General features: G+C 63.5%; 24 protein-coding genes. 16 read left to right on the forward strand and 8 right to left on the reverse strand.

Translation table 11 applies throughout. From position 1 onward, the window contains the following. Positions 1 to 218 precede the first annotated feature (218 nt). Positions 219 to 1,280, forward strand: a complete 1,062-nt coding sequence (locus HLH36_RS00450; RefSeq protein WP_246376255.1) for an acyltransferase family protein — start codon at positions 219 to 221, stop codon at positions 1,278 to 1,280. A 237-nt stretch (positions 1,281 to 1,517) separates the two neighbouring features. Here the strand turns inward: HLH36_RS00450 and HLH36_RS00460 are convergent, their stop codons facing one another. Then, positions 1,518 to 2,702 carry a PepSY domain-containing protein gene (locus HLH36_RS00460; protein ID WP_182984567.1) on the reverse strand — a complete coding sequence of 395 codons (1,185 nt, stop codon included), beginning with the start codon at positions 2,700 to 2,702 and terminating at the stop codon, positions 1,518 to 1,520. A gap of 255 nt (positions 2,703 to 2,957) precedes the next feature. Here HLH36_RS00460 and HLH36_RS00465 point away from each other — a divergent pair, with 255 nt between their 5' ends. The 4 genes from HLH36_RS00465 to HLH36_RS00480 all read left to right on the forward strand — a co-directional run bounded on the left by HLH36_RS00465 (position 2,958) and on the right by HLH36_RS00480 (position 7,506). Further along, a complete protein-coding gene (locus HLH36_RS00465; RefSeq protein ID WP_182984568.1) occupies positions 2,958 to 3,158 on the forward strand; it encodes a hypothetical protein in 201 nt (66 codons plus the stop codon). Positions 3,159 to 3,174: 16 nt separating this feature from the next. Then, positions 3,175 to 3,639 (forward strand): nuclear transport factor 2 family protein, encoded by a 465-nt coding sequence (locus HLH36_RS00470; protein WP_182984569.1) that lies wholly within the window; start codon positions 3,175 to 3,177, stop codon positions 3,637 to 3,639. 455 nt (positions 3,640 to 4,094) lie between these two features. After that, a complete protein-coding gene (locus HLH36_RS00475; protein ID WP_182984570.1) occupies positions 4,095 to 5,876 on the forward strand; it encodes a dynamin family protein in 1,782 nt (593 codons plus the stop codon). Then, positions 5,863 to 7,506, forward strand: coding sequence for a GTPase (locus tag HLH36_RS00480; protein ID WP_182984571.1), 1,644 nt, complete (start codon positions 5,863 to 5,865; stop codon positions 7,504 to 7,506). Before HLH36_RS00475 ends, HLH36_RS00480 begins: the two co-directional genes overlap by 14 nt. Before the next feature lie 85 nt (positions 7,507 to 7,591). Here HLH36_RS00480 and HLH36_RS00485 read toward each other — a convergent pair whose 3' ends face one another. The 3 genes from HLH36_RS00485 to HLH36_RS00495 all read right to left on the reverse strand — a co-directional run bounded on the left by HLH36_RS00485 (position 7,592) and on the right by HLH36_RS00495 (position 12,182). Continuing rightward, positions 7,592 to 8,533, reverse strand: coding sequence for a helix-turn-helix domain-containing protein (locus HLH36_RS00485; RefSeq protein ID WP_182984572.1), 942 nt, complete (start codon positions 8,531 to 8,533; stop codon positions 7,592 to 7,594). Positions 8,534 to 8,761: 228 nt separating this feature from the next. After that, entirely contained in the window at positions 8,762 to 9,655 is an 894-nt protein-coding gene (locus HLH36_RS00490) for a transporter (RefSeq protein WP_182984573.1), read from the reverse strand. 73 nt (positions 9,656 to 9,728) lie between these two features. Then, positions 9,729 to 12,182 carry a membrane-bound PQQ-dependent dehydrogenase, glucose/quinate/shikimate family gene (locus HLH36_RS00495; RefSeq protein WP_182984574.1) on the reverse strand — a complete coding sequence of 818 codons (2,454 nt, stop codon included), beginning with the start codon at positions 12,180 to 12,182 and terminating at the stop codon, positions 9,729 to 9,731. A 304-nt stretch (positions 12,183 to 12,486) separates the two neighbouring features. On the opposite strand from HLH36_RS00495, the gene HLH36_RS00500 reads away from it, so the two are divergent. Continuing rightward, positions 12,487 to 14,067 carry a Na+/H+ antiporter gene (locus HLH36_RS00500; protein ID WP_182984575.1) on the forward strand — a complete coding sequence of 527 codons (1,581 nt, stop codon included), beginning with the start codon at positions 12,487 to 12,489 and terminating at the stop codon, positions 14,065 to 14,067. Positions 14,068 to 14,115: 48 nt separating this feature from the next. Here the strand turns inward: HLH36_RS00500 and HLH36_RS00505 are convergent, their stop codons facing one another. Further along, complete coding sequence (locus HLH36_RS00505; RefSeq protein ID WP_182984576.1) at positions 14,116 to 15,081, reverse strand: carbon-nitrogen hydrolase family protein; 966 nt, start codon at positions 15,079 to 15,081, stop codon at positions 14,116 to 14,118. A 70-nt stretch (positions 15,082 to 15,151) separates the two neighbouring features. Between HLH36_RS00505 and HLH36_RS00510 the strand changes: the two genes are divergently transcribed. From HLH36_RS00510 to HLH36_RS19980, 3 genes are read left to right on the forward strand one after another with little or no spacing between them, the layout of a single operon-like run. After that, positions 15,152 to 16,096, forward strand: a complete 945-nt coding sequence (locus HLH36_RS00510; protein WP_246376257.1) for a LysR family transcriptional regulator — start codon at positions 15,152 to 15,154, stop codon at positions 16,094 to 16,096. Positions 16,097 to 16,148: 52 nt separating this feature from the next. Continuing rightward, on the forward strand, positions 16,149 to 16,292 hold the full coding sequence (locus HLH36_RS19590; RefSeq protein ID WP_220792646.1) for a hypothetical protein: 144 nt from the start codon (positions 16,149 to 16,151) through the stop codon (positions 16,290 to 16,292). Between the two features lie 18 nt (positions 16,293 to 16,310). Continuing rightward, positions 16,311 to 16,442 carry a hypothetical protein gene (locus HLH36_RS19980; RefSeq protein WP_275943739.1) on the forward strand — a complete coding sequence of 44 codons (132 nt, stop codon included), beginning with the start codon at positions 16,311 to 16,313 and terminating at the stop codon, positions 16,440 to 16,442. 95 nt (positions 16,443 to 16,537) lie between these two features. On the opposite strand, the gene HLH36_RS00520 is transcribed toward HLH36_RS19980, so the two are convergent. Continuing rightward, complete coding sequence (locus HLH36_RS00520; RefSeq protein ID WP_182984577.1) at positions 16,538 to 17,446, reverse strand: LysR family transcriptional regulator; 909 nt, start codon at positions 17,444 to 17,446, stop codon at positions 16,538 to 16,540. 142 nt (positions 17,447 to 17,588) lie between these two features. On the opposite strand from HLH36_RS00520, the gene HLH36_RS00525 reads away from it, so the two are divergent. The 3 genes from HLH36_RS00525 to HLH36_RS00535 all read left to right on the forward strand — a co-directional run bounded on the left by HLH36_RS00525 (position 17,589) and on the right by HLH36_RS00535 (position 20,134). Further along, complete coding sequence (locus HLH36_RS00525) at positions 17,589 to 18,692, forward strand: alkene reductase (protein ID WP_182984578.1); 1,104 nt, start codon at positions 17,589 to 17,591, stop codon at positions 18,690 to 18,692. Between the two features lie 143 nt (positions 18,693 to 18,835). Then, positions 18,836 to 19,264: a DoxX family protein gene (locus tag HLH36_RS00530; protein ID WP_182984579.1), complete on the forward strand. Its 429-nt coding sequence runs from the start codon at positions 18,836 to 18,838 to the stop codon at positions 19,262 to 19,264. Positions 19,265 to 19,315: 51 nt separating this feature from the next. Continuing rightward, positions 19,316 to 20,134 carry an alpha/beta fold hydrolase gene (locus HLH36_RS00535; protein ID WP_182984580.1) on the forward strand — a complete coding sequence of 273 codons (819 nt, stop codon included), beginning with the start codon at positions 19,316 to 19,318 and terminating at the stop codon, positions 20,132 to 20,134. Positions 20,135 to 20,242: 108 nt separating this feature from the next. Here HLH36_RS00535 and HLH36_RS00540 read toward each other — a convergent pair whose 3' ends face one another. Then, positions 20,243 to 21,907 carry a diguanylate cyclase gene (locus tag HLH36_RS00540; RefSeq protein ID WP_182984581.1) on the reverse strand — a complete coding sequence of 555 codons (1,665 nt, stop codon included), beginning with the start codon at positions 21,905 to 21,907 and terminating at the stop codon, positions 20,243 to 20,245. On the opposite strand from HLH36_RS00540, the gene HLH36_RS00545 reads away from it, so the two are divergent. Then, positions 21,884 to 22,114, forward strand: coding sequence for a hypothetical protein (locus HLH36_RS00545; protein ID WP_182984582.1), 231 nt, complete (start codon positions 21,884 to 21,886; stop codon positions 22,112 to 22,114). The two genes, HLH36_RS00540 and HLH36_RS00545, sit on opposite strands and share 24 nt — an antisense overlap. 32 nt (positions 22,115 to 22,146) lie before the next feature. On the opposite strand, the gene HLH36_RS00550 is transcribed toward HLH36_RS00545, so the two are convergent. Then, the gene (locus HLH36_RS00550; RefSeq protein ID WP_182984583.1) at positions 22,147 to 22,293 is read right to left on the reverse strand and encodes a hypothetical protein; all 147 of its coding nucleotides are present in this window, start codon (positions 22,291 to 22,293) and stop codon (positions 22,147 to 22,149) included. 1,139 nt (positions 22,294 to 23,432) lie between these two features. Between HLH36_RS00550 and HLH36_RS00555 the strand changes: the two genes are divergently transcribed. From HLH36_RS00555 to HLH36_RS19985, 3 genes are all read left to right on the forward strand, one after another. After that, positions 23,433 to 23,831, forward strand: a complete 399-nt coding sequence (locus HLH36_RS00555) for a DUF6632 domain-containing protein (protein ID WP_182984584.1) — start codon at positions 23,433 to 23,435, stop codon at positions 23,829 to 23,831. Between the two features lie 89 nt (positions 23,832 to 23,920). Further along, entirely contained in the window at positions 23,921 to 25,099 is a 1,179-nt protein-coding gene (gene ada, locus HLH36_RS00560) for a bifunctional DNA-binding transcriptional regulator/O6-methylguanine-DNA methyltransferase Ada (RefSeq protein WP_408871825.1), read from the forward strand. Next, the gene (locus HLH36_RS19985; protein ID WP_275943747.1) at positions 25,029 to 25,298 is read left to right on the forward strand and encodes a 2OG-Fe(II) oxygenase; all 270 of its coding nucleotides are present in this window, start codon (positions 25,029 to 25,031) and stop codon (positions 25,296 to 25,298) included. Before ada ends, HLH36_RS19985 begins: the two co-directional genes overlap by 71 nt. Positions 25,299 to 25,325: the final 27 nt, after the last annotated feature.

Here is a 25,325-nt window from a genome sequence, read left to right on the forward strand (position 1 = left end):
GAGGCGATGGTCCGGTGACGCGGCCTTCTTTCAGCGGCACGGCCAGGAACCTGTTTGGAAATATGCCCTGGTGAGCAGGATCGGACCGGAATGTATCACCCGCCACGAAGCACGGGACACGTATACGGGACGCGCCGCCGGCGCGCATTTCCTGACAGGTTCCAACGGATGTTCGACGTCCGGGCCCGCCCCTCCGGAACAATGAAGGACGCGGACGCATGACGACAAGGATCGCTGTGGCGCGGCTGCCCGCGCGCGGACAGAATGAGGGTTATCCGACGTTGCAGATACTGCGCCTGCTCGTCGGTATCAGCATTTTCATCGGTCATTGGTCGGAGCCCTATGTTGCGCGGCTGTTGCCGCAGGGGCAGATCCCGATCGACATTTTTTTCATGATCGAGGGCTTTCTCTCGATGCGTTATCTGTCGCAGCCGGCTGTCATGGCTGCGAACAGGTGGCGGGTTGTCGGTGACCGCATCGCCCATGTCTACCCGATATATGCAATAGCCCTTGTCGCGGGCCTCTGCGCCTTCGCGCCCTTTGCATTCGCCAATGCGGACGGGTGGACGGTTGCGAACTGGATCGGCGCCTTTTTCTCGGGCCTGGTCCTGCTGCCGGTCTTCTCGACGCTTGTCCATGGCTCGGTCTTTCCGCTCAATCCGCCGAGCTGGGCCATCGTGCTGGAACTGTTCGGCTTTGCGTTTCTGGCGTTTCTGCGCGTTCCCGGTTCTCCGCGACGGCTGTTCGCGGTGTGGGCCGGTGCGGTGTCGGTCTGCCTTGTGCTGGCCGCGGTCTGGCATGATCCCAATGCAGGCTGGTCCACGGTGCATTATTGGGGCGGGTGGCCCCGGATGAGCCTGGGGTTCTTCGGTGGGGCGCTGTTGTGGCATCTCCATGACCGCTATGGCGCGCGCACCCCGAAGCTCCACCCGGTCTGCGTTCTCGCGTCATTCATGGGCATGCTCCTGCTGACGACCCGCTTTATCGGCTGGCCGTTGCTGGGTGTCGGCGTGCCGCTGCTGGTCTGGTTTGGGGCTTCCTGCGCGCGCCCGGCCTGGCTCGACGCCATTGCCCCCGATGCCGGGCGGAAGGCGCTTGCTGTCTATCTGCTCGGTTATCCCGTCATGATGATCTGGCGCGTCGAGGGTATACATGTCGCTATGCCGCTATCGTTCGCCGGGAGCCTGGCGGAGTTCGCCGTGGTTCTTGGCAGCTTGCTGGCGGCCAGTGTGGCCATCGCGCGCCTGCAGAAAAACAGCGGCCAGCAAATGCGGAGTTGAATGTGTCGGGAATGGCTGTGGACGGAGGGCGCTTGTTGGGGAAACCGTGCTTTCCCCCTCCCCCGCCATTTCCGTCGCTGGCCGCCTGATCACGCGATCGCACCGTGCGCCTTATGATCGGTATCGGGTCAAGCGGACGTTTTATCGCTTGGCCAGTTCCTGAACGGCCGCCTGTTCCCGCAGCGTCTCACGCGCCAGTTGCATCTGGCGCTCCCGTTCGAGATTGCGTTTCACCTTTTATTGCCGCCGCGGGACCGGGCGTGGCGCGCCTGCATGCGGTCTGGGGTGCCGGCGGCGTCCGGCACGGCGGCTACCCGGGTCTTGCGTGTGGCGGCGGCGCAGGACCCACATGACGCCGCCGGAGAGCGAGAAGAAGAACAGGGCGGCGCCGGCGAGGCCGACGGCGGTGCGCCACAGGCCGGCGATGACGGCGGGGCCGGCCAGCTTGGCCTCGTGCAGCGTGTGCAGCCATATGAAGGTCAGTTCGCCCGTGCGCTGCCGGCCGGGATCGCGGGTGAAGCGCACCGTGTCGGCATCGGCGTCATAGCGCACGGTGGCCGGGCGGTTGGGGCCGTAGGCGGGCAGGATGATGGTGAAGGATTGCTCGGCCGGGCGGGCGCCCAGGCGGGCCGAGGTCAGGATTGCGTCGGGCATCTGGGCCTGCACGGCGGCCATGGCGGTGTCCAGCCCCTGCTCGCCGGGGATGGCGGGCGTGTGGCCGGCATGGTGTGTGTGGGTGTGGGCCGGGCGGTCGCCACCCTGGATGCCGAAGAGCGGGCGGGCGAAGGGGAAGGCCAGGACCGTGCCGCTGAGGGCCAGGAACAGCATGATCCCCGACGTCCAGAAGCCCAGGCTGAGATGGGTTTCGCGCCACAGGCGATAGCCCCTGGCGCGGGGGGAGATCGTGATCGTGCGGCGCCATTTGCCCGATGCCCACAAGGCCGGATGCGGCCACCACAGGATCAGCCCGGTGATGGCCATTACGCTCAGCAGCACGCCCATGATTCCGGTCGCGTTCTGGCCGTAGGGCAGCAGCAGCAGGTCGGCGTGCAGATTGTGCAGCACGCGCAGGATATGCGGCACGATGTGGGTGCGCAGGATTACGGCGTGGGTTGGGTCGACCATCACCTCGAATTCCGGGTGGCGCTCGCCGGCCGGGCCGAAGGCGACGACCGCGCTGTCGCCCGGCCAGCGTGGCGGGTCGAAGCGCAGGGGCAGCGTGCCGGCGGGGGCCGCGCTGCGGGCGGCGGCGATCATGGCCTCGGCGCCGATGCCCGGCGCGGGCGTCGCCCCAGGGGGCGGAACGGCGGGACGGCCGGCCAGCAGCAGCGGCAGGACCACCAGCAGGAGCCCGGTCAGGCCCTGCAACGCGAACGGCAGGATCAGGCCCAGCCCGATCCAGCGATGAATTTTCCGAAGCACGCGCCACCACGATAATGCGAATTATTCTCACGTTATCGAACGGGCAACGTTCGTGCAAGATCTGCGGGTTGATTGCAGGCTGTCGGATCGGGTGCAATCGTAACAATTGGTGTCGGCAGTTTATGCGGCAATCAGCGGTGCGGAGCGTCCATTCGGGTGTGACGCTGGCGAGAGCATGGCGGCGGACGCAGGTAAAGCCCATGGCGGGCCTGATGGCAGCATGGCCGGCGGGCGGCGTGACGGGGCATCGATTTCATGCTGACCGTTCCGGCCGGGGTGGCACGGGCCTTTCAACGCGGGTTCGCATACACGTCGCCACCGCCGTTCGGTGCCGGCCGGCCCGAGACGGCTCCGTCGATGATCCTGGTGTGCTATCATGCGGGGATCGCGCAGCTTCCCGCCACGCGCGAAAGGCAGGCATGCAGGGCCGCCGCCTGTCCGTTCATCAGGTTCTGAACCCGGAGGTCCGCTCATGTCTCGCCCGCCTTTTCCGCCCTTCGATACCGAAACCGCCGCGCTGAAGGCGCGTCTGGCCGAAGATGCCTGGAACAGTCGCGACCCGCAGAAGGTCGCGCTGGCCTATACGCCCGACAGCCAGTGGCGCAATCGCACGGAGTTTCTTTGCGGCAGGGAGGAAATCGTCCTGTTCCTGACCCGCAAATGGGCGCGGGAGCAGGAGTACCGGCTGATCAAAGAGGTCTGGGCGTTCCGCGAAAACCGGATTGCGGTACGCTTCGCCTATGAATGGCATGACGAGACGGGCCAGTGGTTCCGTTCCCACGGCAATGAAAACTGGGAGTTCGACGAGGCCGGGCTGATGCGCCGTCGCGTCGCCTCGATCAACGATCAGCCGATTTCGGCGGAACAGCGCCTATTCCACTGGCCGCAAGGGAGACGCCCGGACGACCATCCCTCGCTCTCGGAACTGGGTTTGTAGAACGTGTGGGCGGGTGGGGGCGATGCCCTACGTCCTTTGGAGCGGCCGGGGGTCGTGAAGAACGACCGCTTTGCGGGGCAGACATGACTATGACCAGAGGCCGGCATGAGGGCGGATACCGCCTGTCTACACGCATAGCAGACAGGCGTTTTTTGCAGGCAAGCTGACGGTCCGATACTGAGAATAAAAAACTAACAAGATAGATCGCCAGAGATGGACGGTTCGAAAAAAAGCGCCTCTTTCACGCTTGAGTGAACATCACAATCTATTGATGCTATCATGTGGGGAAGAAGTCTGAATAGGGTTTCGGACCGTCCACATGCATGACGATATGCTTGTCAGTCGTCATCTTGAAACAAACAGAGGCAGCTTGAATAGACCGCAACGAACTGTTACTGTTAGGCTTTCTAAAATATTTTGTAGTTCAGGAAATGGATGCAACTGGCTGCCCTGCAATGATAAATGACCGCCACCATTTTTTAAGTCTCGTCGACAAAATGGTCAAAATTCAAGGTCTTTCGAACTCCAGGAACTACACGGGAGCACTGGCGCACGTGTCGTCCACCCTTCATGAGGCTCTGGACCGCGTGAAAGAAGAGGGAGCGTTACTCCCACCCAGCCACCCTTTGAACGAGGCACGAGGGAGATGGCTACAGGCGATAAATGATATTCAGTGCATCTGGTCTGATGAATTAACGTCTTTGAAGCAACGCAGCGAGTTCACAACCAAGCGTGGTCACGGCCACATGGTCTGCGTTTTTGGAAAAGTGAAGGCCGGCAAGTCGTCATTGGGAAATTTTGTCGCCTATGGGGTTCCGACGCCTACGAAAGAGGACATAGAAGGGGCAACTCCAAGGCCAGAGTTCTTTTATGAAGCTGGCGGCGGTGTCAATGAGGCAATGTCCACCGACAAAATGGCCCGCCAGCAGTGTTTTGGTATAGGCGTCGGCGAAACGACGTCCTCAATCCAGGGCTTCACATTGCCCGGCTTCACTTGGGTAGATACTCCAGGTGTTCATTCTGTGAACGAAGAGAATGGAAAACTGGCTTCCCGATACGTCGATGCCGCTGACCTTGTCATCTACACCCTGAACTCCAGCAGTCCGGAACGCAGATCAGATCTTGAGGAAATCGTCCGGCTTCTTGGTCGGGGGAAGCCGCTACTCATTGTCATTACGGCCAGTGATGTTCTCGACGACGACGAAGGGCCAGATGGTGAACTCATCCAGGCCACTCTCATGAAGTCCGACAGCATCCGTAGAGAACAATGTGAGAGGGTCAGGGCTCTTATCGAGGGTGCCGTTGGAGAAAGCGGCATTGAAGCATGCGACTTCTCGGTCTTGTCCTTGTCAGTTCGTTTCGCATCTGAAGGTCAGGTCTCGGAAGTTGAAAGGTGGAGTGAGAGTGGGATGGAAGAGTTCTTCTCGATCCTGATAGAAAAATTCAAATCCCATGGAATGGACAGCCGGTCCAAAGCCACCCTCAATGACCTGAAGACATGCCTCAGCAAGACATCCGACAGCCTGAAAGCATATCAGTCCCCTTGCGCACTTTTCGAGAGGGAAATCCGTCAGAAAGAAAAGGAAGTCCGGATCGAGTGTCAGGCCACTGAATCCGCGATGAACCATGAACTCAGGCCGATCACGCATCAGATGGTCAGCAAATACGCCGGTGAGCAGCGTAATATGATGCTGAAAAACGACTTACGTGAGGCCTTTCGACATTCTCTAGGAGAAAACGGAAAGCTATTGTTTGGTATTTTCGGCCGTGACGGAGGAATTAGTTCATTCAAGGTCAAGCTGAAGAAGCCGAGTGGGATACCGCTCTATAAGGAAATCAAGGAAACAACCACGCATGAGAGCCATCTTGGGAGCAACATCACCGCGGCGGTCGGTACTGCTATCGGTGGTTACTTGGGGGTGGGTCTTTTCAGCCTTGTCACGGCCCCTGTGGGAGGCCTCATAGGCAAGGCGGCTGGTTCCCTTCTGGATGGACCCCGAAAAGTTACCGTCAGCCATGGTTTCAATACGGCAGAGGTCTTTAACGGAGCCTACCGGCAGATCGAAGAATGGTCGAAAGCCGCCAGGACACAGTTGCAGGAAACACTCAACGAGTGGATCACCAACAGAAATCAGACCTCACTGTCTTTTTTTATCGATAAAATCCGCGGCCTTGAAGCCAGCGTGAACCAGAGCGTACTGAGCATTCAAGAGGAACTAGTTAATGGAAATCCCTGATTTCGATAACATCCTGACCACTTTCGAGAAAGTCAGACCTGTCGTCAAATACTGGCTTGGACCGGAGAAAGAGGAAGAGATGGCTGCCAATCTGACAGCCAAATCCAAGACCGATCGGCCTCGGATCATGGTCTATGGAGTCTATAATGCAGGTAAAAGTACTTTGCTCAATGCTCTGATGGGAGCCGAGAAGGCTTCAATGGCCGATCGCCCGGAAACCGCAGAAGTCAAGGGATATGACTGGAAAGGATATTCTCTTCTGGATACCCCTGGCATAGACGCGCCGATCGAGCATGAAGAAGTCACTGAGGACTCTCTCAACCAGAGCGACGTGGTTCTGTTCGTAGTCGCAGCAGGAGGTACGGCAGCCGAAAATGCCACATGGGAAGCTATGGTGGACATTGTCGCCAGAAATCGCCGGGTCATGCTGGTCATCAACGACAAGCTGGGTCTCGAGCGCGATAGTGAGGATTTCCTGACTGTTATTGATGGCGCACGGGCCCACATGCAGATGGCAGCAGACAAGGCAGGGGTCCAGGACATCCTCGAGACGGTGCCTGTCAGCGTCGTAAACGCCCGCACAGCACTCAAAGGTCGTCTTGAGGATAAGAATCTCCTCATCAAACGAAGTGGGCTGGAGCAGCTTGAGCAAAAGCTGGCGGCCTTTCTTGATACCTGCGATTTCGCTACCGTCTGCCGTTCCGCTGCCAAGGATGTCCAAGACCTGATCGATGCCGCCGGCCGGAGCCTGGAAGAAAAGCAAGGCACTCGGGAAAGCAAAAATGTAGAGGAGCTTGACCAGGGTGTTCGCAAAGGTAAGGAGAGGATCCGGACCAGGACAGGAACGGCCCTCGATACAGCGGTCGTCAACAATAAGCCTCGCGTGGCCGCCTATTGCCGTTCGAAGGCGGAAGATGTCGGATATCCACCCGACGAACTCAACGCGATTACTGAGCAGATGGAGAAGAAAGTCTTGGAATCGCTCGTGAAGGAAGCCGAAGAGGTCTTCCGCGAGCTCGATCAGAACTATCAACCGACCGAGATCTCTTCAATTGGAAGGGTTGGAGCAGGTCACATTCACATGGATATAGGTACGGACGGCGGCCGCGGGGCCTTGGCAGGCGAACTTACAGAGATGACCAGGAGTCTCGGCCAGCATCTGTCGGGAATATCTTCCCAGGATATGGCCGGAGTGGCGAAGAACGTTCTGACCTACGGCAAAGAGCTCTCCAAAAAACCAGGACACAATATTCTGAAATCTCTCTTCAAGGGTGTTGGTGAAAAGAAGATTGGCCTAGCTGCCGAGAAAATCGGTAAGGCGGTTGGACCTGCCTTGGCTATTGGCACCGCTTTGTATTCAGTAGGCCACGCTATATCTCAGGACCGGGCAGAACGACAAGCCAAAGAGCGGATCATGCAGGCAATCCAAGATGCTGCTGACAACTATCTTTCCACGTTCAAGGACGCAGCAACCCAGTGGGTGAACGAGCAGATCATCGAGATTTTTTCGGGCATTGATGCGTCTCTACGCGAAAGCAAGGCGGAAATTCTTCAGGAAAATAAAACTTTGGCGCATGACCGCACCATTCTGGCCGAGGGAACCAGGAAACTCGAAAAAATCTACACCTGAAGCTTTTGCGAGGTGTTGTTACATATTAATCGAGCTTGTGAGGGAACGAAACAAACATAGAGTTTGTGATCCACAAGCCAGGCGGTTATGCGATGCCGAGCATGCGCATCTTGCGATAGAAGGTGGCGCGGCTGATGCCGAGGGTGCGGGCCGCGCGGGTGACGTTGCCCTGGGTGGCGGCGAGTGCCGTGCGGAGGACGCTTTCCTCCGCCTTGCGGAAGCTGGGGGAGTCGTCGCCTTCGAGGGCCGAGAGCAGGTTGGGCTGCTCGCGGATCATCTCGTCCGTCCAGTGCATCAGCGTACGCGCGGCACGGGTGGCGCCGACCACCTGCCCGTCTTCGTCGATCGCGACCAGCGGGGCGGAGCAGCCATCGGCCGCGTCCAGCAGCAGCACCTTGCGCCCGTCATAGCGGGTGCGGAACAATTGCTCCTCGATCCGGCGGCCGGCCAGGGTGAGCGTGTCCATCAGCAGGGGGGCGGCGGGGCGGGACGAATCGCCGTGGAAGGCGGCGAGATTGAGCGCCCCGACCATCTGCCCCTGGGCGTCGAAGATCGGGGTCGCGAAACTGGCCAGCAGCGACAGGCAGAAACGCCAATGCTCGCCCTGGCCGAGGAAGATCGGATCGCCGTCGCGCACGCAGGTGCCCACGCCGTTGGTGCCGGCGAGGGCCTCGTCCCACATCGCGCCCTGTAGCAGGCCCATCCGGCGGCAATGGGCCGACTGGGCCTCGTCCGCGCAGCGGGCCAGCAGCGTGGCGTCGGGGTCGGCCAGCAGCACCAGCAGGCCCATGGGATAAACCAGGTCGAACAGGCGGCGCATTTCGGGCAGGGCCGCCCGCATCAGCGGGACGGAGCGCCCGCTGACCTGGCGGAATTCGGCACCGCTGAGAATGTCGGCCGCCCAGCCCTGGGCCGGATCGACATTGTGGGCGGCGGCGCAGCGCTGCCACGAGCGTTCCACCATGAAGCCGCCGGCGCTGTTTCGCACCGTGCCGGTGCGGCCTCTCAGGAGACCTGCCTGTTCCATCGCCTGCCGCCGCGCCCGCTTCTTCACAACACGCTATGGAGCGCCGGACCGGCCGCATCGGGCCGGCGACGGCGCCCCCACAAGATCTGCCAGGACGTTCCGGTCCTGAATGTACGCATAATACATATACATCTTCTGGCCACCGTCAGGTCAATGCCCGGCACGGGGCGCGGCGGCAAGAAGTCGTGATGATGGGAACCGGCTACAGGCGGGTTACCGGCGGGCGGGTTACCAGAGATAGACCAGCTTGATGTAATAGGCGTTGCTTTCGGGCGTGTTGCGGCCTTCGACCGAATGCGTGTAGCGGGTGGTGAAGGAGAAGTTCTTCGCGATATTGAACATCATGCCCACGCCCAGCGCGACCTCGCGGCTGCTGGAATCCTTGACGTAGGTGCGGTGCGTGTTGTTGTAGGTGCCGGTGACGTTCTGCCAGTCGAGCGCGAAGAACGGTTCGAGCAGTTTGGTGGCCTTCCAGCTCCAGCGCAGGTTGGAATAGAAGACCACGCCGGGGAAATAGCTGTTCTGGCCCCTGATATGCTTCGTCGAGCCCACGACGGTACCCACGTCGCCGTCGAAGCTGAAATGTTTCCATTCATAGTCGAAGATGAAGCTGGAGATGTTGGACCAGTAATTGGGCGAGGTGGCGTCACGCGTGCCCACCGGGGTCTGCATGAAGGTCTGGAAGCCGAAAGTGCTGTGGGCGTTCGGCTTGAACCAGGCGGCGGGGCCGACGATGGTGGGGCCCAGGCCGCCATAGTTCTTGCCGTTGGCCAGGGTGAAGCTTTCGGCCTGGATGATCTCGAAGGCGAAGCCCACATGGGGAATGGCCTCGAAGCTGCGGAAATGGACGTATTTGGTCAGGCCCGACCAGGTGTGGCTGCCCTGCCCTGGCGTGCGCTGCCCCGAGCCGTTGTAATAGGAGCCGGCCGCGTTGCCGTCGCCGTACTGCACCAGCACGTTGAAGGGCTTGAAATCGACCGGCAGGTCGTATTCGTGGGGGCCGATGATGCCCAGTGTGACGTCCGACGCCTGCGCCGCGGAGGCCGCGCCGAGCAACGCGATGCCGGGGATGGAAAACCGGACCAGGGCCCGAAGCCATTCCGGCCGTTCTGTCAAACGCATGGGTTTGATTCCGTTGGGGGCGATGCCGGGCGCGCATCGTGCGCGCCCGGCATCTGTTGCTGTTTATTATTGATTATTGGGCGGTCGCGCCGGTTCCCTGCGCGCCGTCGAGTGTATAGGCGATGATGTAGTCGCCGCTGCGCGTGCCCAGGCCGCCATGGCCGCCGGCCGCGATCAGGACATACTGCTTGCCGCCGATCTCGTAGGACATCGGGGTGGCCTGGCCGCCCGCCGGCAGGCGGTCGCGCCAGATCACCTTGCCCGTCGCAAGGTCGAAGGCCCGCAGGTAGTCGTCGGCGGTGGCGCCCATGAAGACGACGCCGCCCTTGGTCACGATGTTGCCGCCGATATTATACATGCCGGTGGGCAAAGGCAGGTTGTCGTGCGTCCGGAACGGGCCGGTGTCGCGGGTGGTGCCGACCGGGTGCTGCCAGATGATCTTCTTCGTCACCAGGTCGATCGCCGTCAGCGTGCCCCAGACCGGGCCCTTGCAGGGGATCTGCAGCGGGTTCAGCCACGGGTTGGTGTAGGCGATGTAGGGCGTGCCGTAATCCGGCGAGACCGACAGCGCGTCACCCTTGGCCGCGGGCTCTTCGCCCTGGCCGTTCCATTTGGGCAGGATGCCCGGCCCTTCCAGCGTCTGGCGGTGGTCGAGCTTGATGCGGAACGGCAGGTAGCTCGCATTCGCCAGCATGATCTTGCGCTGCGGGTCGATCGTGATGCCCTGCCAGTCGACGATGCCGTAGAAGGCCGGGTAGACGATCGTGGTCTGGCCGATATGCGGCGGGGTGAACTGCCCGTCATAGGCCGACTGGCGGTACTGGATGCGGCAGATCATCTGATCCAGCAGCGTGGCACCCCACATGTCGGTCTCTTTCAGGTCCGGCGGCGAGACCGAGGGCATCGCGGTCGGGTAGGGCTGGGTCGGCGTGACATGGTCGTCGGGGGCGACGCCGGCGGTCGGCACCTTGCGTTCCTCGACCGGGTAGCCGGGGACCGGCTGGCCGGTGCGGCGGTCCAGGACGAAGAATTCGCCGCGCTTGGTGCTCTGCACCAGGGCGGGAATCATCTCGCCATTCGGGCCGGGGAGGTCGACCATCGACGGGCCGGACGGGATGTCCATGTCCCACAGGTCGTGATGCACGGTCTGGTAGGTCCAGCGGCGTTCGCCGGTCACGATATCCAGCGCGATCGTCGCCGAGGAGGTGGCGTCGTCGAACGGACGGCGCGAGCCGCCCCAGTTATCCGGCGGCGAATTGCCGGTGGGGATATAGACCAGGCCCAGGTCGGGGTCGGCCGTGTAGACGCCCCAGGCGTTCGGCGTGTCGCGCGTCAGCACGTCATCCGGACCGGGTGTCCAGGTTTCCGGCGTGTGGCCGGCATCCCAGGCCCAGGCGATCGCGCCCGTCGTGGCGTCGAAGCCGCGCACGGCGCCCGAGGGTTCGAAATTGGCCTGGTTGTCGAAGATCCAGCCGCCGGTGATCAGGCGGTTCTTGGCCACCAGCGGCGGCGAGGTGACGAAATGGAACCCGTGCGGCACATGGCCCAGATACTGGCGCAGCGAAATGAAGCCATGATCGCCGAAATCGTCGCACGGCTTGCCGGTTTCGGCATCGAGCGCCACGATGCGCACATCGGCCACCGGCGAGTAGATGCGCGTGCGGCAGTTGGTCTGGATTTCGTCCGGGATCTTGTAATAGGTCACGCCACGGCAGGAGAGATAGACGTTCTTCTCCTGGTCGGCCTTCGCCGGGTGCGGGTCGAACTTCCATTTGACCTTGCCGGTCGCCGCGTCCAGCGCCATCACCCAGCTATGGGGCGTGCACATGTACAGCGTGTCGCCGACCTTGATCGGCGTGACTTCCAGGTTGAACTCATGCCCCTGGTCGGGGCCGGCGACCGTGCCCTCGCCATCCTGACGAACGTCGCCCGTCCGCGTCAGCCACGCGCGCTTCAGATGGCCGACATTGGCGGTCGTGATCTGGTCCAGCGGCGAATAGCGGTCACCGCCCATGGTGCGGCCATAGGCCTGCCAATCGCCGGCGGGGATGCCGTCGGCGGCGGAATCGGCGGCTTCATGCGCCGCCATGCGGTCGGCCGGCACCGTGCCGTCGATCGAGTAGGCGGTGAAGCAACTGACCACCAGCGCCAGGGTGCCGACGCCGACCGCGCCCAGCATTTCGCGCTTGTCGGCCAGCCAGGTTCCGCCCTGCCGCCAGACCCATGGCAGCAGCATCCACACACCGATGCCCACCAGCGTGAGCAGGCGGACTTCGAGGTTCCAGATGTTGAAGCCGACCTCGTAGAGCGACCACAAGGTGGCGAACAGGAGCAGACCGGCATAGAGCCGCAGCGCCAGTTTGGGCGATTTGAATCCCGCCAGCGCGGAGCCGATCATGACGGCGCCCGCCAGGGCGTAGAACCAGGACCCGCCCAGGACGAGCAGGTATCCACCACCCAGGAAAAGAAAAAGCCCCACAAGGGCCATCAGGATCGAGGTGACGATCGAGAACACACTCGTAATCATCTCGCGTATGTTCCTATTCTTTATTGAAGTTTCCGTGATCCGGAACAACTCGTGAGGCTGCGGCCCCATGGCTATTGCCGACCAGCGTGCTTATCGTCACGAAGGTTTTCGGTTCGCTACGATCCAGTAAGCTCTTTCACACGAACGTGTCCCGGCCCGTCGCGACTGTCGCAAAGCTGAGACAGTCCCATCCAGCCGGGGAGCCAGCCGGGCCGGGCCATGGGACCGTTCCCCCTGCCCCTTCATATGATGTATGCGGGGGCTGTATCGCGATCGATACGTCCTCCCGCTGCGGATTGCCCCCATGTCCGATGTCGCCCGCTATGAGTATTTCCTGTTCCTGCTGCTGGTGATCCTGGCGCTGGAGCGGCTGGCGCGGCGGCTGGCGCTGCCGCCGGCGGCGGCCTTCATCCTGGGCGGCACGGGGCTGGCCCTGCTGCCGGGCACGCCGGAGCTGACGCTGGACCCCGACCTGGTCATGGTCGTGTTTCTGCCGCCGCTGCTGATGAGCAGCGCGTGGTTTACGGCCTGGCATGAATTCCGCCGCAACCTGCGGGGCATCCTGGCGCTGGCGGTCGGCACCACTTTGTTCACCACGCTGGCGGTGGGCGTTGCCGCGCGGCTGGCGGTGCCGTCGCTGCCCTGGGCGGTGTGCTTCACGCTGGGGGCCATCGTTTCGCCGCCCGACGCGGTGGCGGCCGAGGCGGCGATGGAGCGGTTGAGCCTGCCGGGGCGGATCACCTCGCTGCTGTTGGGGGAGAGCCTGCTGAACGATGCCACCGGGCTGGTGCTGTTCCGCTTTGCGCTGGCGGCGGCGCTGACCGGGCTGTTCGACCCGATGGCGGCGGTGGGGGCGTTCTGTCTCGTTTCGGTGGGCGGGGTGGCGATCGGGGCCGTGCTGGGGTGGGGCGGGCTGTTCCTGATCCGCCGGCTGCGGGACAGCGACCTGATCATTACCGCCACCGTGCTGCTGGCGGCGGCGTCCTATATCGGGGCCGACCGGCTGCATGTCTCCGGCGTGCTGGCGACCGTGACCACCGGGCTGATGCTGGGGTGGAACCAGCATGCCGATTTCAGCGCCGGCACGCGCGTGCGGGCGCAGGCGTTCTGGAAGGTGATGGTGTTTCTGCTGCAATCGGTGCTGTTCATCCTGATCGGCCTGTCGCTGCGCGGGGTGCTGCATCGGCTGGAGGGCACGGCGGACCTGCTGCACCGGCTGGTGATTCCGATGGCCGCCATTCTGGCGACCATGATCGTCTCGCGCTTCGTGTGGCTGTTCGGCGCCGATGGCGTGCGGGCGGTGCTGCGGCGCTGGTGGCCGCGCCAGTTCGCCACCCCTTCCCTGCCCGAGACGATTGTCATGGGGTGGTCGGGGATGCGCGGTGTCGTCACGCTGGCGGCGGCGCTGTCGCTGCCCGAGGCCCTGCCCGGCCGTGACCTGGCGCTATGCTGTGCCTTCGCCGCGATTCTGGTGACGGTGCTGTTGCAGGGGATCACGCTGGAGCCGCTGGTTCGGGCGCTGAAGCTGACCGATGACGAGGCGGCGCGTATCCAGAGCGATGAAAACACGGCCTGGGTGCGGGTGGCGGAGGCGCAGTTGCGGGCGATCGAGCGGGCATCGCGCCGGCCGGATGGTACCGAGCGGCATCCGCGCCTGCTGGAGCAGTATCGGCACCGCCTGCGCGTGACGCGCGATTATGCTCAGGACATGGCGACCCATCGGCCGGAGGAGATTGCGCATTATCAGGCGGTGCTGGCGGCCATTCAGGCGGCGCGCGCCGAGATCCTGGCGCTGCATCATCATGGGCAGATCCATGACCATGTGCTGCGGGAGATGGAGCAGGATCTGGATATGCAGGAGATTGCGGCGGGGACGCGGTTGTAGCGGGCGCGGCCCCGCAGGCCGTGACGGCGTGACCGCGCCCAGGGGATATCAGGATTCTTCGGCGGGCGCGCCCGGCGCTGCATTGTCGGCGGCGAAGCGTACGGGCTGGCGTGCGGTCGTATCGACTGTCAGACCGAATATGTCCGGGCGGGCATAATGACCGGCCACGTCGAGATCGTATTTGCCCCGAATGATGTCATCGAGATCGATATCCGCCGTGATGATCGCCTCGCGATCGTAGATCGGACCGGCGATGATCTCGCCCAGCGGATTGACGATGATGCTGCCGCCGCGAATCAGTACCGTCGCGGGGTCGTCGCCTTGCAGGCAGTCGTAATCGTCGGGCGCGTCGGCGCGTGTCAGGAACTGGCAGGCGCTGAGCACGAAGGTGCGGCCTTCATAGGCGATGTGGCGCATCGAACTTTGCCAGATTTCCCGTTCGTCCACCGTGGGGGCGCACCACAGGGATATGCCCCGGGCGTACAGGCTCTGCCGCAGGTCCGGCATATAGTTTTCCCAGCAGATCGCGGCGCCGATACGGCCGATCGGGGTATCGAGTACGGGAAGGGTGGAGCCGTCGCCCTGCCCCCAGATCAGCCGTTCGCTGCCTGTCGGCATCAATTTGCGATGCCTGCCCAGCAACGCGCCATCCGGCCCGAAGAACAGGGCCGAACAATAGAGGGTCGCGCCATCGCGTTCGATCACGCCGACCACGAGATGGGCCTTCATGCCGGCGGCGAACGTGCCGATGCGCTCGGTCTCCGGCCCCGGTACCGTGATCGCGGCCTTCCAGTAGCGCAGATAGTCTTCGCGCCCGGCGGGGAAGCGGCTGCCGACCACGGCGCCGAAATTCAGGCCCTTGGGGTAGCCCCCGATATAGGCTTCGGGGAAGACCGCCAGTTCCACGCCCTGCTGCGCCGCCGCCCGGCAATGGGCCTCCATCCGTTCGAGGGTGCGCGGGGTATCGAAAAGGGTGGTGCCCGCCTGAACGACCGCGACGCGGTGCTGGGTCATCGGATGATCTCCTGTTGCTCGGCCCGCGAGAGTGCGCTTGTCTGCATTATCAAACAAATTGAATGATCTGATGCAGACTATCACCTTGGTCGATATTGCGCGGTTCGATTTCAACCTGGTCGTCACGTTTCTGGCACTGTGGGAGGAACGCAGCGTCTCGAAGGCGGCGCAACGGCTGTCGTTGAGCCAATCGGCCGTCAGCACCGCGCTGGCGCGGCTGCGCGAGGCCGCGGGCGACCCGTTGTTCGTGCGGACGCAACGCGGCATGCAGCCCACCGCGCGCGCCATTGCGATGGCCGCGCCGCTGGGCAATGGCGCAGAGTTGATCCGCCGGGCGTTCATGCCGGTTGCGCCGTTCGATCCGATGAGCAGCCATCAGCATTTTTCCATTGGTATGTCTGATGATTTCCAGATTGCCATCGGGCCGATCCTGTCGCGCCGCCTGGCCATCGAGGCCCCAGGCGTCTCGGTCACGTTCAGGCAGAGCAACCGGCATATGGTGACATCGCTGTTCGAGGCCGGAGAGATCGACTTTGCCATGGTGGCCGGCGCCTCCGTGCGGTCGGGCCTGGCGCGGGAGGATATCGGCCAATCAGGCTATGCCTGCCTGATCGACGCCCGGCATTGCGGGGTGGCGCTGCCATTGTCGCTGGAGGATTATCTGTCGCTGCCGCATGTTCTGGTCTCCTTCTCCGGGCGGGAGGGCATCGTGGACGATGCGCTGCGCACGCTTAGCCTGAAACGCCGGGTCCAGTCGGCGCTGACCCATTTTTCGGCCCTGCCCGCCTTCCTGATCGGCCATCGCGCCGTCGCGACGCTGCCCGCGCATGCCGCCCGCCAGATTGCCGCCTTTTCGGGATTGAGCGTCTGCCCACCCCCCGTCGCACTGGGCCGCTACAACGTGTCGCTGCTCTGGCAGCGCACGCAGGATAATCCGTGGATGCGGCGCATGATGATCGATGCGTTCGAGACCGCGCTGAATGAGGAGACGGATAGCATACCGCATGCGGGGTGAAGGCCGGGCGGTGGTGTGAACCGCGCCGATCTGCTGATGCGGACCGGGCATTATGGACGGCCTGATTTTGGAGATTCGCGTCTTGTCGGGCTGGAAATCGCGGGGGACGTGGTTGCCATCGGAGATGGCCATAACGGGCTTCGGGATCGGGGATCGGGTGATGAGCATCACGGGCGGCGGCGCCTATGCGGAATAGGCCCGCCTCGATTACCGCATGGCGATGCCGATACCTGACGGGCTCGATTATGTTCACGCGGCGGCGATTCCGGAAGACTTCGTCACGGCGCATGAGGATCGGCGGATGGAGACGAATGAGAGTATCGGGAAGATCGTTCTGACGATCTGACGAAATGGCATGGGCATCCAGCGCGGAAGATAAAGGATCTCGGTTTTCAGCCGTGTTTTTCGAAAGTGGACTTTCCACGCCTATCCTCTCACGGCTTACACGGGCTCGGGCCGTTGCGTCGCTGTGCCGACAATGTGCTGCACGAAGTCCGAGAAGGCCCGGGCGCGGGCGCTGGTCAGCCTTCCGGCTGGGTAGAGGGCCCAGAGGTCCACAGGTGTCAGGTCCCAGTCTGTCAGGCACCGCACGACCGTACCGCTTGCCAGTTCGGGCTGGAACATCCAGTCGGCGGCGATGGTCAGGCCGAGATGGGCCAGGGTGGCGGCGCGGATGCCTTCGGCGGCGCTGAGGTGCAGGCGGGCGTGGAGGGGGATGGTCATTTCCGCGCCGTCGGGGCGGCGGAAGGTGGGTTTGATTGTGCCGCCGCGTGTGTAGAGGATGGCCTGGTGATTGGGCAGGTCTTCCGGTGTCTCCAGCAATGGGGCTGTGGCGAGGTAGTGGGGGGTGGCGATCAGTGACCGGCGGCCCTGGGCCAGGCGTCTGGCGATGACGGCGCTGTCGTTCATCGGGCCGATGCGGATGGCGATGTCGATGCCTTCCGTGACCAGGTCCACCCTGCGGTCGTCGAGTTCGATATCGACGTCCAGCCTGGGGTGGGCGGCCAGGAAGGCGCCCAGCCGGGGCACGATCTGGATGCGGCCGAAGGTTGTCGGCAGCGCCACGCGCAGGCGGCCGTCGAGGCTGGCGGTGCTGTCGCGCGCCGCGCGGTCGGCTTCCTCGACCTCGGCGATGATGCGGGCGACGCGCTCGAAATAACGCTGGCCGGCGCCGGTCGGGGTCAGGCCGTGGGAAGAGCGCAGCAGGAGCTGGACGCCGAGCTGGCCTTCCAGTTGGGCGATGGCCTTGGAGACCGCTGGCTGGCCCAGATGCATCCGGCGCGCGGCGGCAGTGAACGAGCCGGTTTCGACGACCCGCACGAAGGCGGTCATGGCCTGGAGACGGTCCATTATTATTCCAGACTGGAATGATGACTATGGAATTATCCTGTCTGCCAATCCGATCCGGAACTGTCCATCCTTGATTGCACCGGCGGCCCCTCGCCGCCGCGCCATCCGCCGGGTGGCGAACCGATGACAGGATAGTTTCGATATGACCGACCTGCTGTTCTCACCGAAATTCGTGGGCCCGATGCGGCTGGACCATCGCATCGTCATGGCGCCGCTGACGCGCATGCGCTCCAGCGCCGGCGACCTGCCCAATGACCTGATGCGGACCTATTACAGCCAGCGCGCGACGCCGGGTGGGCTGCTGATTTCCGAGGCCTCGCCCGTCGCGCTGACGGGATATGGGTTCGAGCGCGCGGCCGGGATCTATGACGATGCGCAGATCGCCGGCTGGCGGCGCATTACCGATGCGGTGCATGCCAAGGGTGGGCGGATGGTGCTGCAATTGTGGCATGTGGGGCGCCAGTCGGCCCGGGTGCTGCAGCCGGGGGGTGTGGCGCCGGTCGCGCCCTCGGCCATTCGGGCGGAGGGCACGGCCTGGACGCTGAACGGCACCGTGCCTTACGACATGCCGCGGGCGCTGGATCGCGATGAGATTCCGGGGCTGATCGCCGCCTATCGCGATGCGGCGGAGCGGGCGCTGAAGGCGGGGTTCGACGGGGTGGAGATCCATGGGGCCAATGGGTATCTGCCTGATCAGTTCCTGCAGGACGGGACGAACCGGCGGACGGACGATTATGGCGGCCCGATCGAGAACCGGGCGCGGTTTCTGCGCGAGGTGACGCAGGCGGCCGTCGATGTCTGGGGGGCGGCGCGGGTGGGGGTGCGGCTGACGCCCAGCGGGGCCTATGGGTCGATGGCCGACAGCGACCGGCATGCGACCTTCGGTTATGTCGCGGCGATGCTGGAGCGGATGGGTGTGGGGTATCTGCATGTGGTGCAGCCCCGGATCGGGGCGGATGCGGAGGCCAATCCGGTCGATGCCGCCACGTTGCGGCCGCTGTTTACGCGGACGATCATCGCGGCGGGCGGGTTTACACGGGACAGTGCGGAGCGGCTGCTGGCGTCGGGCGATGCCGACCTGATCGCATTCGGGCGGAATTTTATCGCCAATCCCGATCTGGTGGACCGTCTGCGCCATGACTGGCCGCTCAACCGCTACGACCGGACGACGTTCTATGGCGGCGATGCGCGGGGATATACCGACTATCCGTTCCACGCCGATCCTGTGGCGCAGGGGGCGGCCTGACGGACGATCGCAAAGAAACGGAACCGATGGATTTCTGTTGTTTCCGTTTCATTGCATCGCAATCGCTCATAACGTGACTGCAACGTCAACCGACGGACACGGACTTTCCGCTTCACCGGACCTTGCCAAAGGAATTCTCTGCCATGATCACGCCCGCCACCCGCGATGCCGCGCTGCTCGCTTCCCGCCTTGCCCTCTCTGTCCTGTTCCTCGTCATGGGGTGGGGCAAGCTGTCGGATTATTCGGGCGCCGTTGCCTATATGGCGCAGACCGGAGCCCCCCTGCCCGCCCTGTCCGCGCTGGTGGCGACGGGTGTGGAGCTGGGCATCGGCGTGGCGCTGGTGCTGGGCGTGTTCGTCGAGCCGCTGGCACTGCTGCTGGCCGCCTATACCATCGTGACCGGGTTTATCGGCCATCATTTCTGGACCATGGAGGGGATGCTCCGGTACGACATGATGATCCATTTCTACAAGAATATCGGCATTGCCGGCGGGTTGATCGCCCTTGCGGTGGCCGGACCGGGGCGGTTTGCCCTGCGGCTGGGCCGGTTCGCGAAAACGCCTGCACTCTGAACCGTCTTCATTCCCTGCAACCGCAAACGCGAATCCGAAAAGGACGGGACCATGACACGCTTTACCACCTCCGATGGGGTTGGCCTCCATTACAAGGACTGGGGCAAGGGGCAGCCCGTGCTGTTCAGCCATGGCTGGCCGCTGAGTGCCGATATGTGGGATGGGCAGATGCTGCATCTGGCGGAGAACGGCTTTCGGGCCATTGCTTTCGACCGGCGGGGCTTCGGGCGGTCGGACCAGCCCTGGCAGGGCCATGATTATGACCGGCTGGCCGACGATATCGCCGAACTGATCGCGCATCTCGACCTGCGCGACGTGATCCTGGTCGGGTTTTCGATGGGGGGTGGCGACGTGACCCGCTATATCGCCCGCCATGGCAGCGAACGCGTGGCCAGGCTGGCGCTGCTGGGGGCCGTGACGCCGCTGTTCATGAAGACGGACGACCATCCGGTGGGTCCCGAGAAGAGCGTCTTCGACGGAATCCGGGCTGGATTGCGGGCCGACCGGGCGCAATTTCTCAAGGATTTTTCACAGGTTTTCTACGGGATCAATCACGGGGCGCAGGTTTCGGACGGTGTGCTGGAGCAGACGCTGCAGATTGCGCTCCAGGGATCGCTGAAGGCCACGATCGATTGCGTCACCGCCTTTTCCGAGACCGATTTCCGACCGGACATGGCGAAGATCGATGTGCCGACGCTGATTATCCATGGCGATGACGATCAGGTGGTGCCTTTGGAGGCCACTGGGGCGCTGGCGGCGAAGATGATCCCGCAGGCGACGCTGACGATCTATGAGGGGGCGCCGCATGGGTTTGTCGTCACGCACGCCGACCGGGTGAATGCCGATCTGCTGGCGTTTGCCCGAGGGTAAAGCCCCTTCTTTTCTTCAAAAAAGAGCAGACGCCCCGCCCGGATATGCCGATCCGGGCGGGGTTTCGGGCAGGATTCGATCCTGCCCACGAGCGTCCGGGTGCCCCGATCAGGCGAGATGCCGCGCCGGATCGGTCTTTGCAGGCAGCGGCTGCGGCCAGTTGAAGACATCCTGTTCGGCCAGGCGAACGCGGTTGCGCCCTGCCCGTTTGGCGGCATACAGGGCGGCATCCGCTTTCGCGATGAGTTGCCGCCATGGGAGGCCGTCACCCGCCGCGACGCCGAAACTGGCGGTGACGGAGATCCTGGCACCATCGGCGGACAGGATCTCGAGATCGTCCACGCCCCGGCGCAGGCGGTGCGCCAGGGACAGCGCGGTTCCTTGCGTGTGTGCCTGGATCAGGATGGCGAATTCCTCGCCGCCGATCCGCGCGACCAGATCGTCAGGGCGCACATGCGCGCGCAAGGCGGCGGCAACCGCGACCAGTACCCGGTCGCCTTCGGTATGACCATATCGGTCGTTGATGGATTTGAAATGGTCGATATCCAGCAGGATGAGAAAGGCGCGCCTGCCCGATCCCGCGACATCCAGTCTTGGTTTCCCCAGCATCCGGAAGGCCCGCCGGTTGAGCAGGCGGGTCAGTTCGTCGGTCTCGGCCTGGTGCTTCAGGAGCCGCGCATGCGCGGCACGCTCCCGCAGCTTGACGTCCAGAAGCTCCACGGCCGCGAAGAGCGGCCGCAGTTCCGGGCTGCCGCGATGGGAGAGAGGCAGGCGAACGGGCTGGTCATGGACCAGGGCCACAACGGCCTCGCTCGCCTCCAGAAGGGGACGCAGCACCCGTCGATGTACCAGCAGCACCCCGCCGGCGATCAGGCCGACGACAGCCAGCATCATGGCCCCGACCACCCATGCCAGCGCCAGCGCCCGCCGCGCCCTCTGCCTGTAATGGGAAAGAAGCGTGTCCAGGCAGGCGGTCCGCCAGATTTCCAGTGGCGTCAGCGTTTCGACATAATGATTGGAAAATGCGGCGGCGCTTCGCGTATAGGCGCCGCCATGCGTTCCCTCGGCGATCAACCGGGTGACCAGCGGCAGCCCATCGCCGAAGAACGCGGCCTCGGCTTCGGTCCGAAGGGCCGTCAGGCGTGGGCCACGATCCGTCAGGTCGGGATTGAGCGCCAGCATCTGCCACTGCATGGCGATGCGTCCGGCCAGGCGGTCGCCAGCCGCGATATTGGGCGGTGGGATTGCGGTCCGGACGACCAGGGGCGCGATGATGGTCGACCCCAGGCGCCCGGCATCGTCGCGCAGGGTGGAAAGGAGCAATGCGTGCTGGACAGAGCCGGCCAATTCGGGATCGGAGCGGATGAGTGAGGCGGCCTCCCACATGATTGCCGCCTGGTAGGTGTCATAAGCCGCGAAGAGGGCATCGACCGCGTGCTGGACGGTATCATAGCCGGCCGGGGCCTGGCTGGCAGCCCGATCGACCAGTACCCGTGCCTGCGCCAGATAGCGCACGGCATTCTGGAACTGCGCCGCCGGCACGATGGCGGCGTCGCGCGCCAGGGCACAGTCGGTTTCGGCGCGCGCGGCACGCAGCCTGTCGCGGGCGGATGCCAGGCCGGGCTCGCCCGACATCAGCACATTGGACGGGGCGCGTTCGGCACTGATGCGATTGGCGGTGTCCAGGACCTGGCGAAGCTGCTCCAGGCCCGCCACGTTGTGCCGGGCGTGCAGGAAACGCTGGCAGACATGGACCAGAATGATGCCGGCCATCGTGGTGGACAGCAAAACGGCGACCACGGCGCCAACCCACAATCGCCTGCCGATCCACAGGCGGCGAAGCGACTGGCGTTTTCCAACTCGAACTGGCGTGACCAACGTTCACCCTTCGGTTACAACATTTCAGTAATTTTAATGAACATCAATAGACTCATGGAATTCAAAAATAAATACAGGCAATTACGCTCTGACATTATGTAGGTTAATAAAATTAAATCCACGTCCGGGCAGGATCACTCGGCCACGGCAGAACAGATTTCATTATCGCTCTCCATTCCATCGAGAAAACGCATGAATGCTTCAGGAACGGGCTCTTCGACAACGTGATCGAATCGCTCATGAAGGCTCTGCCCGATCCATGTCTTCACCATGGATTCCATTCGAACCTCGTGCATTCGAAAAACTCCTTTTTTTTCATCAATGAATCAAACCGTTCTCTTCCGGAGAGACATTCATCGGATGATCCAGGATGTTGCGAACGGCCATCCAGAATGCCGCCTCGCCCCTCCGGTCCGTCTCGATGCATCGCATGACGTGCGTATGCGCCTTTTTCCGCGCACGACTCCATCCGCAGGCTCGGACCAGGGCACCAGCCATGTCCGATGCAGACATTTCATTGGATATATCGTCATCTTTTTGTATCGCCAATCCGCTTCCCACCCTCGCACGACATGACGACGACGGAAGCAGGAGGAACACACGTTCCCCACGACCCGCCTGGCGTCGGGCGGGTCGAAAGGTGTTTTCCCAGTGGGCGTACGCACCTCCTGCCTATTCCCCTGCGGTGAACAGCCGAGACTGTTCACCGCAGGACCATAGGTCCGGGTGTTCTATTTGGCAGGCCACCCGACATAGGAGGCCGCCCACATGGAAAAAGCGCTTCGACACGCTGTCGTTAGAATAGCACATGGGCTGGCCCCAAACCACCCTTGCGAGGGCTCATAGAGCGCATTGCGCGTACGCAGGCTTGTTCGACAGGGGGGGGCAATGCAAGGGAGGGTTTTCGCAGCCTTTGGATGGGCAGGCACCAAAGGCAGAAAGCGTCTCCGTTCGGAACGGAGACCCCGTGAGCCGTGATGAAGGAAGCGGCATGGCGATAAAAGCCTCGTCGGGCACGCCTTCCCGCACCCCGCCTGGCGTCGGGCGGGTCGAAAGGTGTTTTGCACTGAGCATATGCACCTCCTGCCTATTTCCCCGTGGTGAACAGCCGAGGCGGTTCACCACAGGACCACAGGTCCGGGTGTTCTATTTGGCAGGCCACCCGACATAGGAGGCCGCTCAGTCGCAAAAAGCGTTTCGACACGCCGTTATTACGATAGCACGCAGGCTGGCCCCATACCACCCTGCGCGGGCATGGAGGTATCCATCCATAAGGCTCCCTCCTCATGGATAGGAACTACCGGAAAACCCGCGACGCTTCAGGACGCTCTCAGCAGCAGGTCGTGCGGTCCGCATCTCCGGCATGCCGGACCCGTTCGACCTTGCATTGACCTTGCCATCCCCGACCAGGAGTAGCGCCATGGTTCGCAACGATCGCCTTCTTTCCACCGCCCTGATCGTGTTCGGCGTGACGTTCTGCCTGGTCTATCCGCTCGCGGTCGTCTGGCCGTCCGGGTGGGCCTGGCATGCAGGGTCGCCTGCCGCCAGCAATTATTTCATGATGATCGTCGGCGTGTATGCGACCCTCGGCGTCTTCCTGATCCGCGCGGCGCGGAAGCCCTTCGACAACCGGTCCCTCATCTGGTTCACCGTCTGGTCGAGTATCGTGCATGCCGTTGTGATGGCGTTGCAGGCGCTGGGTCAGGATATGCACCGGGGACATCTTGCGGGGGACGTTCCCGCGCTGCTGCTGGTCGCGATCGTGCTTGCCGTCCTGATGAAGCGTTCCGAGAGGGCGTATATCCCCGACAGGCCCTGAATATGATCGGATTTGATCGCATGGTTCGGAGTGTGCGGCGTCGGCTGCGTGGATACGGTCGGGGGCATCGCAACTGATCGGAGGCGGCCATGTCGCACCCTCTCTTCCATGCCGGGTCGGCCGGCCGCATGATCGCTGCCCCGGCGGGGGCGGGCAACCGGCATGATGCGCCGTCTGCGCGCGGCGGCCGGCATTGCGGGGGACACATCATGACGACGGAGGACGGGCGCACCGAGTGCGATCCGCGCTGGAGCAGGATCGTTCATCGGGACAAGGGTGCGGACGGCCTGTTCTGGTATTCCGTGACCAGCACGCATGTCTATTGCCGGCCCTCCTGCCCTTCGCGGTTGGCGCGGCCGGAGAATACGCGGATCCACGACACGATCGCGGAGGCCCGGGCGACAGGCGCCCGCCCCTGCCGGCGCTGCGATCCGGATGCGGCGTCATCCGAGGCCGGTCGTGATGCGCGCATCGTCCGGGCGTGCCGCCTGATCGAGGCCAGCGATGCGCCGCCGACGCTGGCCGCGCTGGCGGGGGCAATCGGGCTGAGCCCCGGTCATTTTCAGCGTGTCTTCACGAAGGCGACCGGGCTTTCGCCGCGCCAATATGCCGAGGCCTGCCGCAGCGGGCGCCTGCGCGAGGCCCTGCGTGCCGCGCCGAGTGTGACGGAGGCGATCTATGCCGCCGGATATGGGTCCAGCAGCCGCTTTTATGAGAAGGCCGACCGGCTGCTGGGCATGAAGCCCCGATCGCTGCGCGCGGGGGCGCAGGCCGAGCGGCTGCGCTTTGCTGTCGGCGATTGTTCGCTGGGGGCGATCCTGGTGGCGTCGAGCGACCGGGGGATTGTCGCCATTCTGCTGGGGGACGATCCGGATGGGCTGGTGCGCGATCTTCAGGACCGCTTTCCGCGTGCGGAGCTGGTCGGTGGGGATCGGGCATATGAGAATCTGGTCGCGCAGGTGGTCGGGTTTGTCGAGGCGCCGCGTATCGGCCTGGCGCTGCCGGTAGATATTCGCGGCACGGTGTTTCAGCAGCGCGTGTGGAACGCCCTGCGGGAGATTCCTGCCGGCGGCACCGTGACCTATACCGAGATCGCGCGCCGGATCGGTGCGCCCGCCGCGGTGCGTGCGGTGGCGAATGCCTGCGGGGCCAATGCCCTGGCCGTTGCCATACCGTGCCATCGCGTCATTCGCCATGATGGCGCACTCTCGGGATATCGCTGGGGTGTGGCGCGCAAGGAAAGCCTGCTGGCACGGGAAAAACCCTGATGGGTCCTGGCATGTTTTCCGTTATGGCGTGGACGATCATAACTGCCTGCATCAGGGAGACGGCGTGCTGTCTGCCGTCAACCAACGCCCCCGCAGGGGCCTGCGTGGCGATTATCGCGTGACGCTGCGCCATGGGGTCAGCCGTATCCGGAGCGGGAGCCGGCATGCGCTGGGGGTTATCTTCCATGATGCGGCGTGAGAGCCTGACCGGAAATGCGCGCTGGCG

The sequence above is a fragment of the Gluconacetobacter aggeris genome, assembly GCF_014174395.1.
Classification (GTDB): Bacteria; Pseudomonadota; Alphaproteobacteria; order Acetobacterales; family Acetobacteraceae; genus Gluconacetobacter; species Gluconacetobacter aggeris.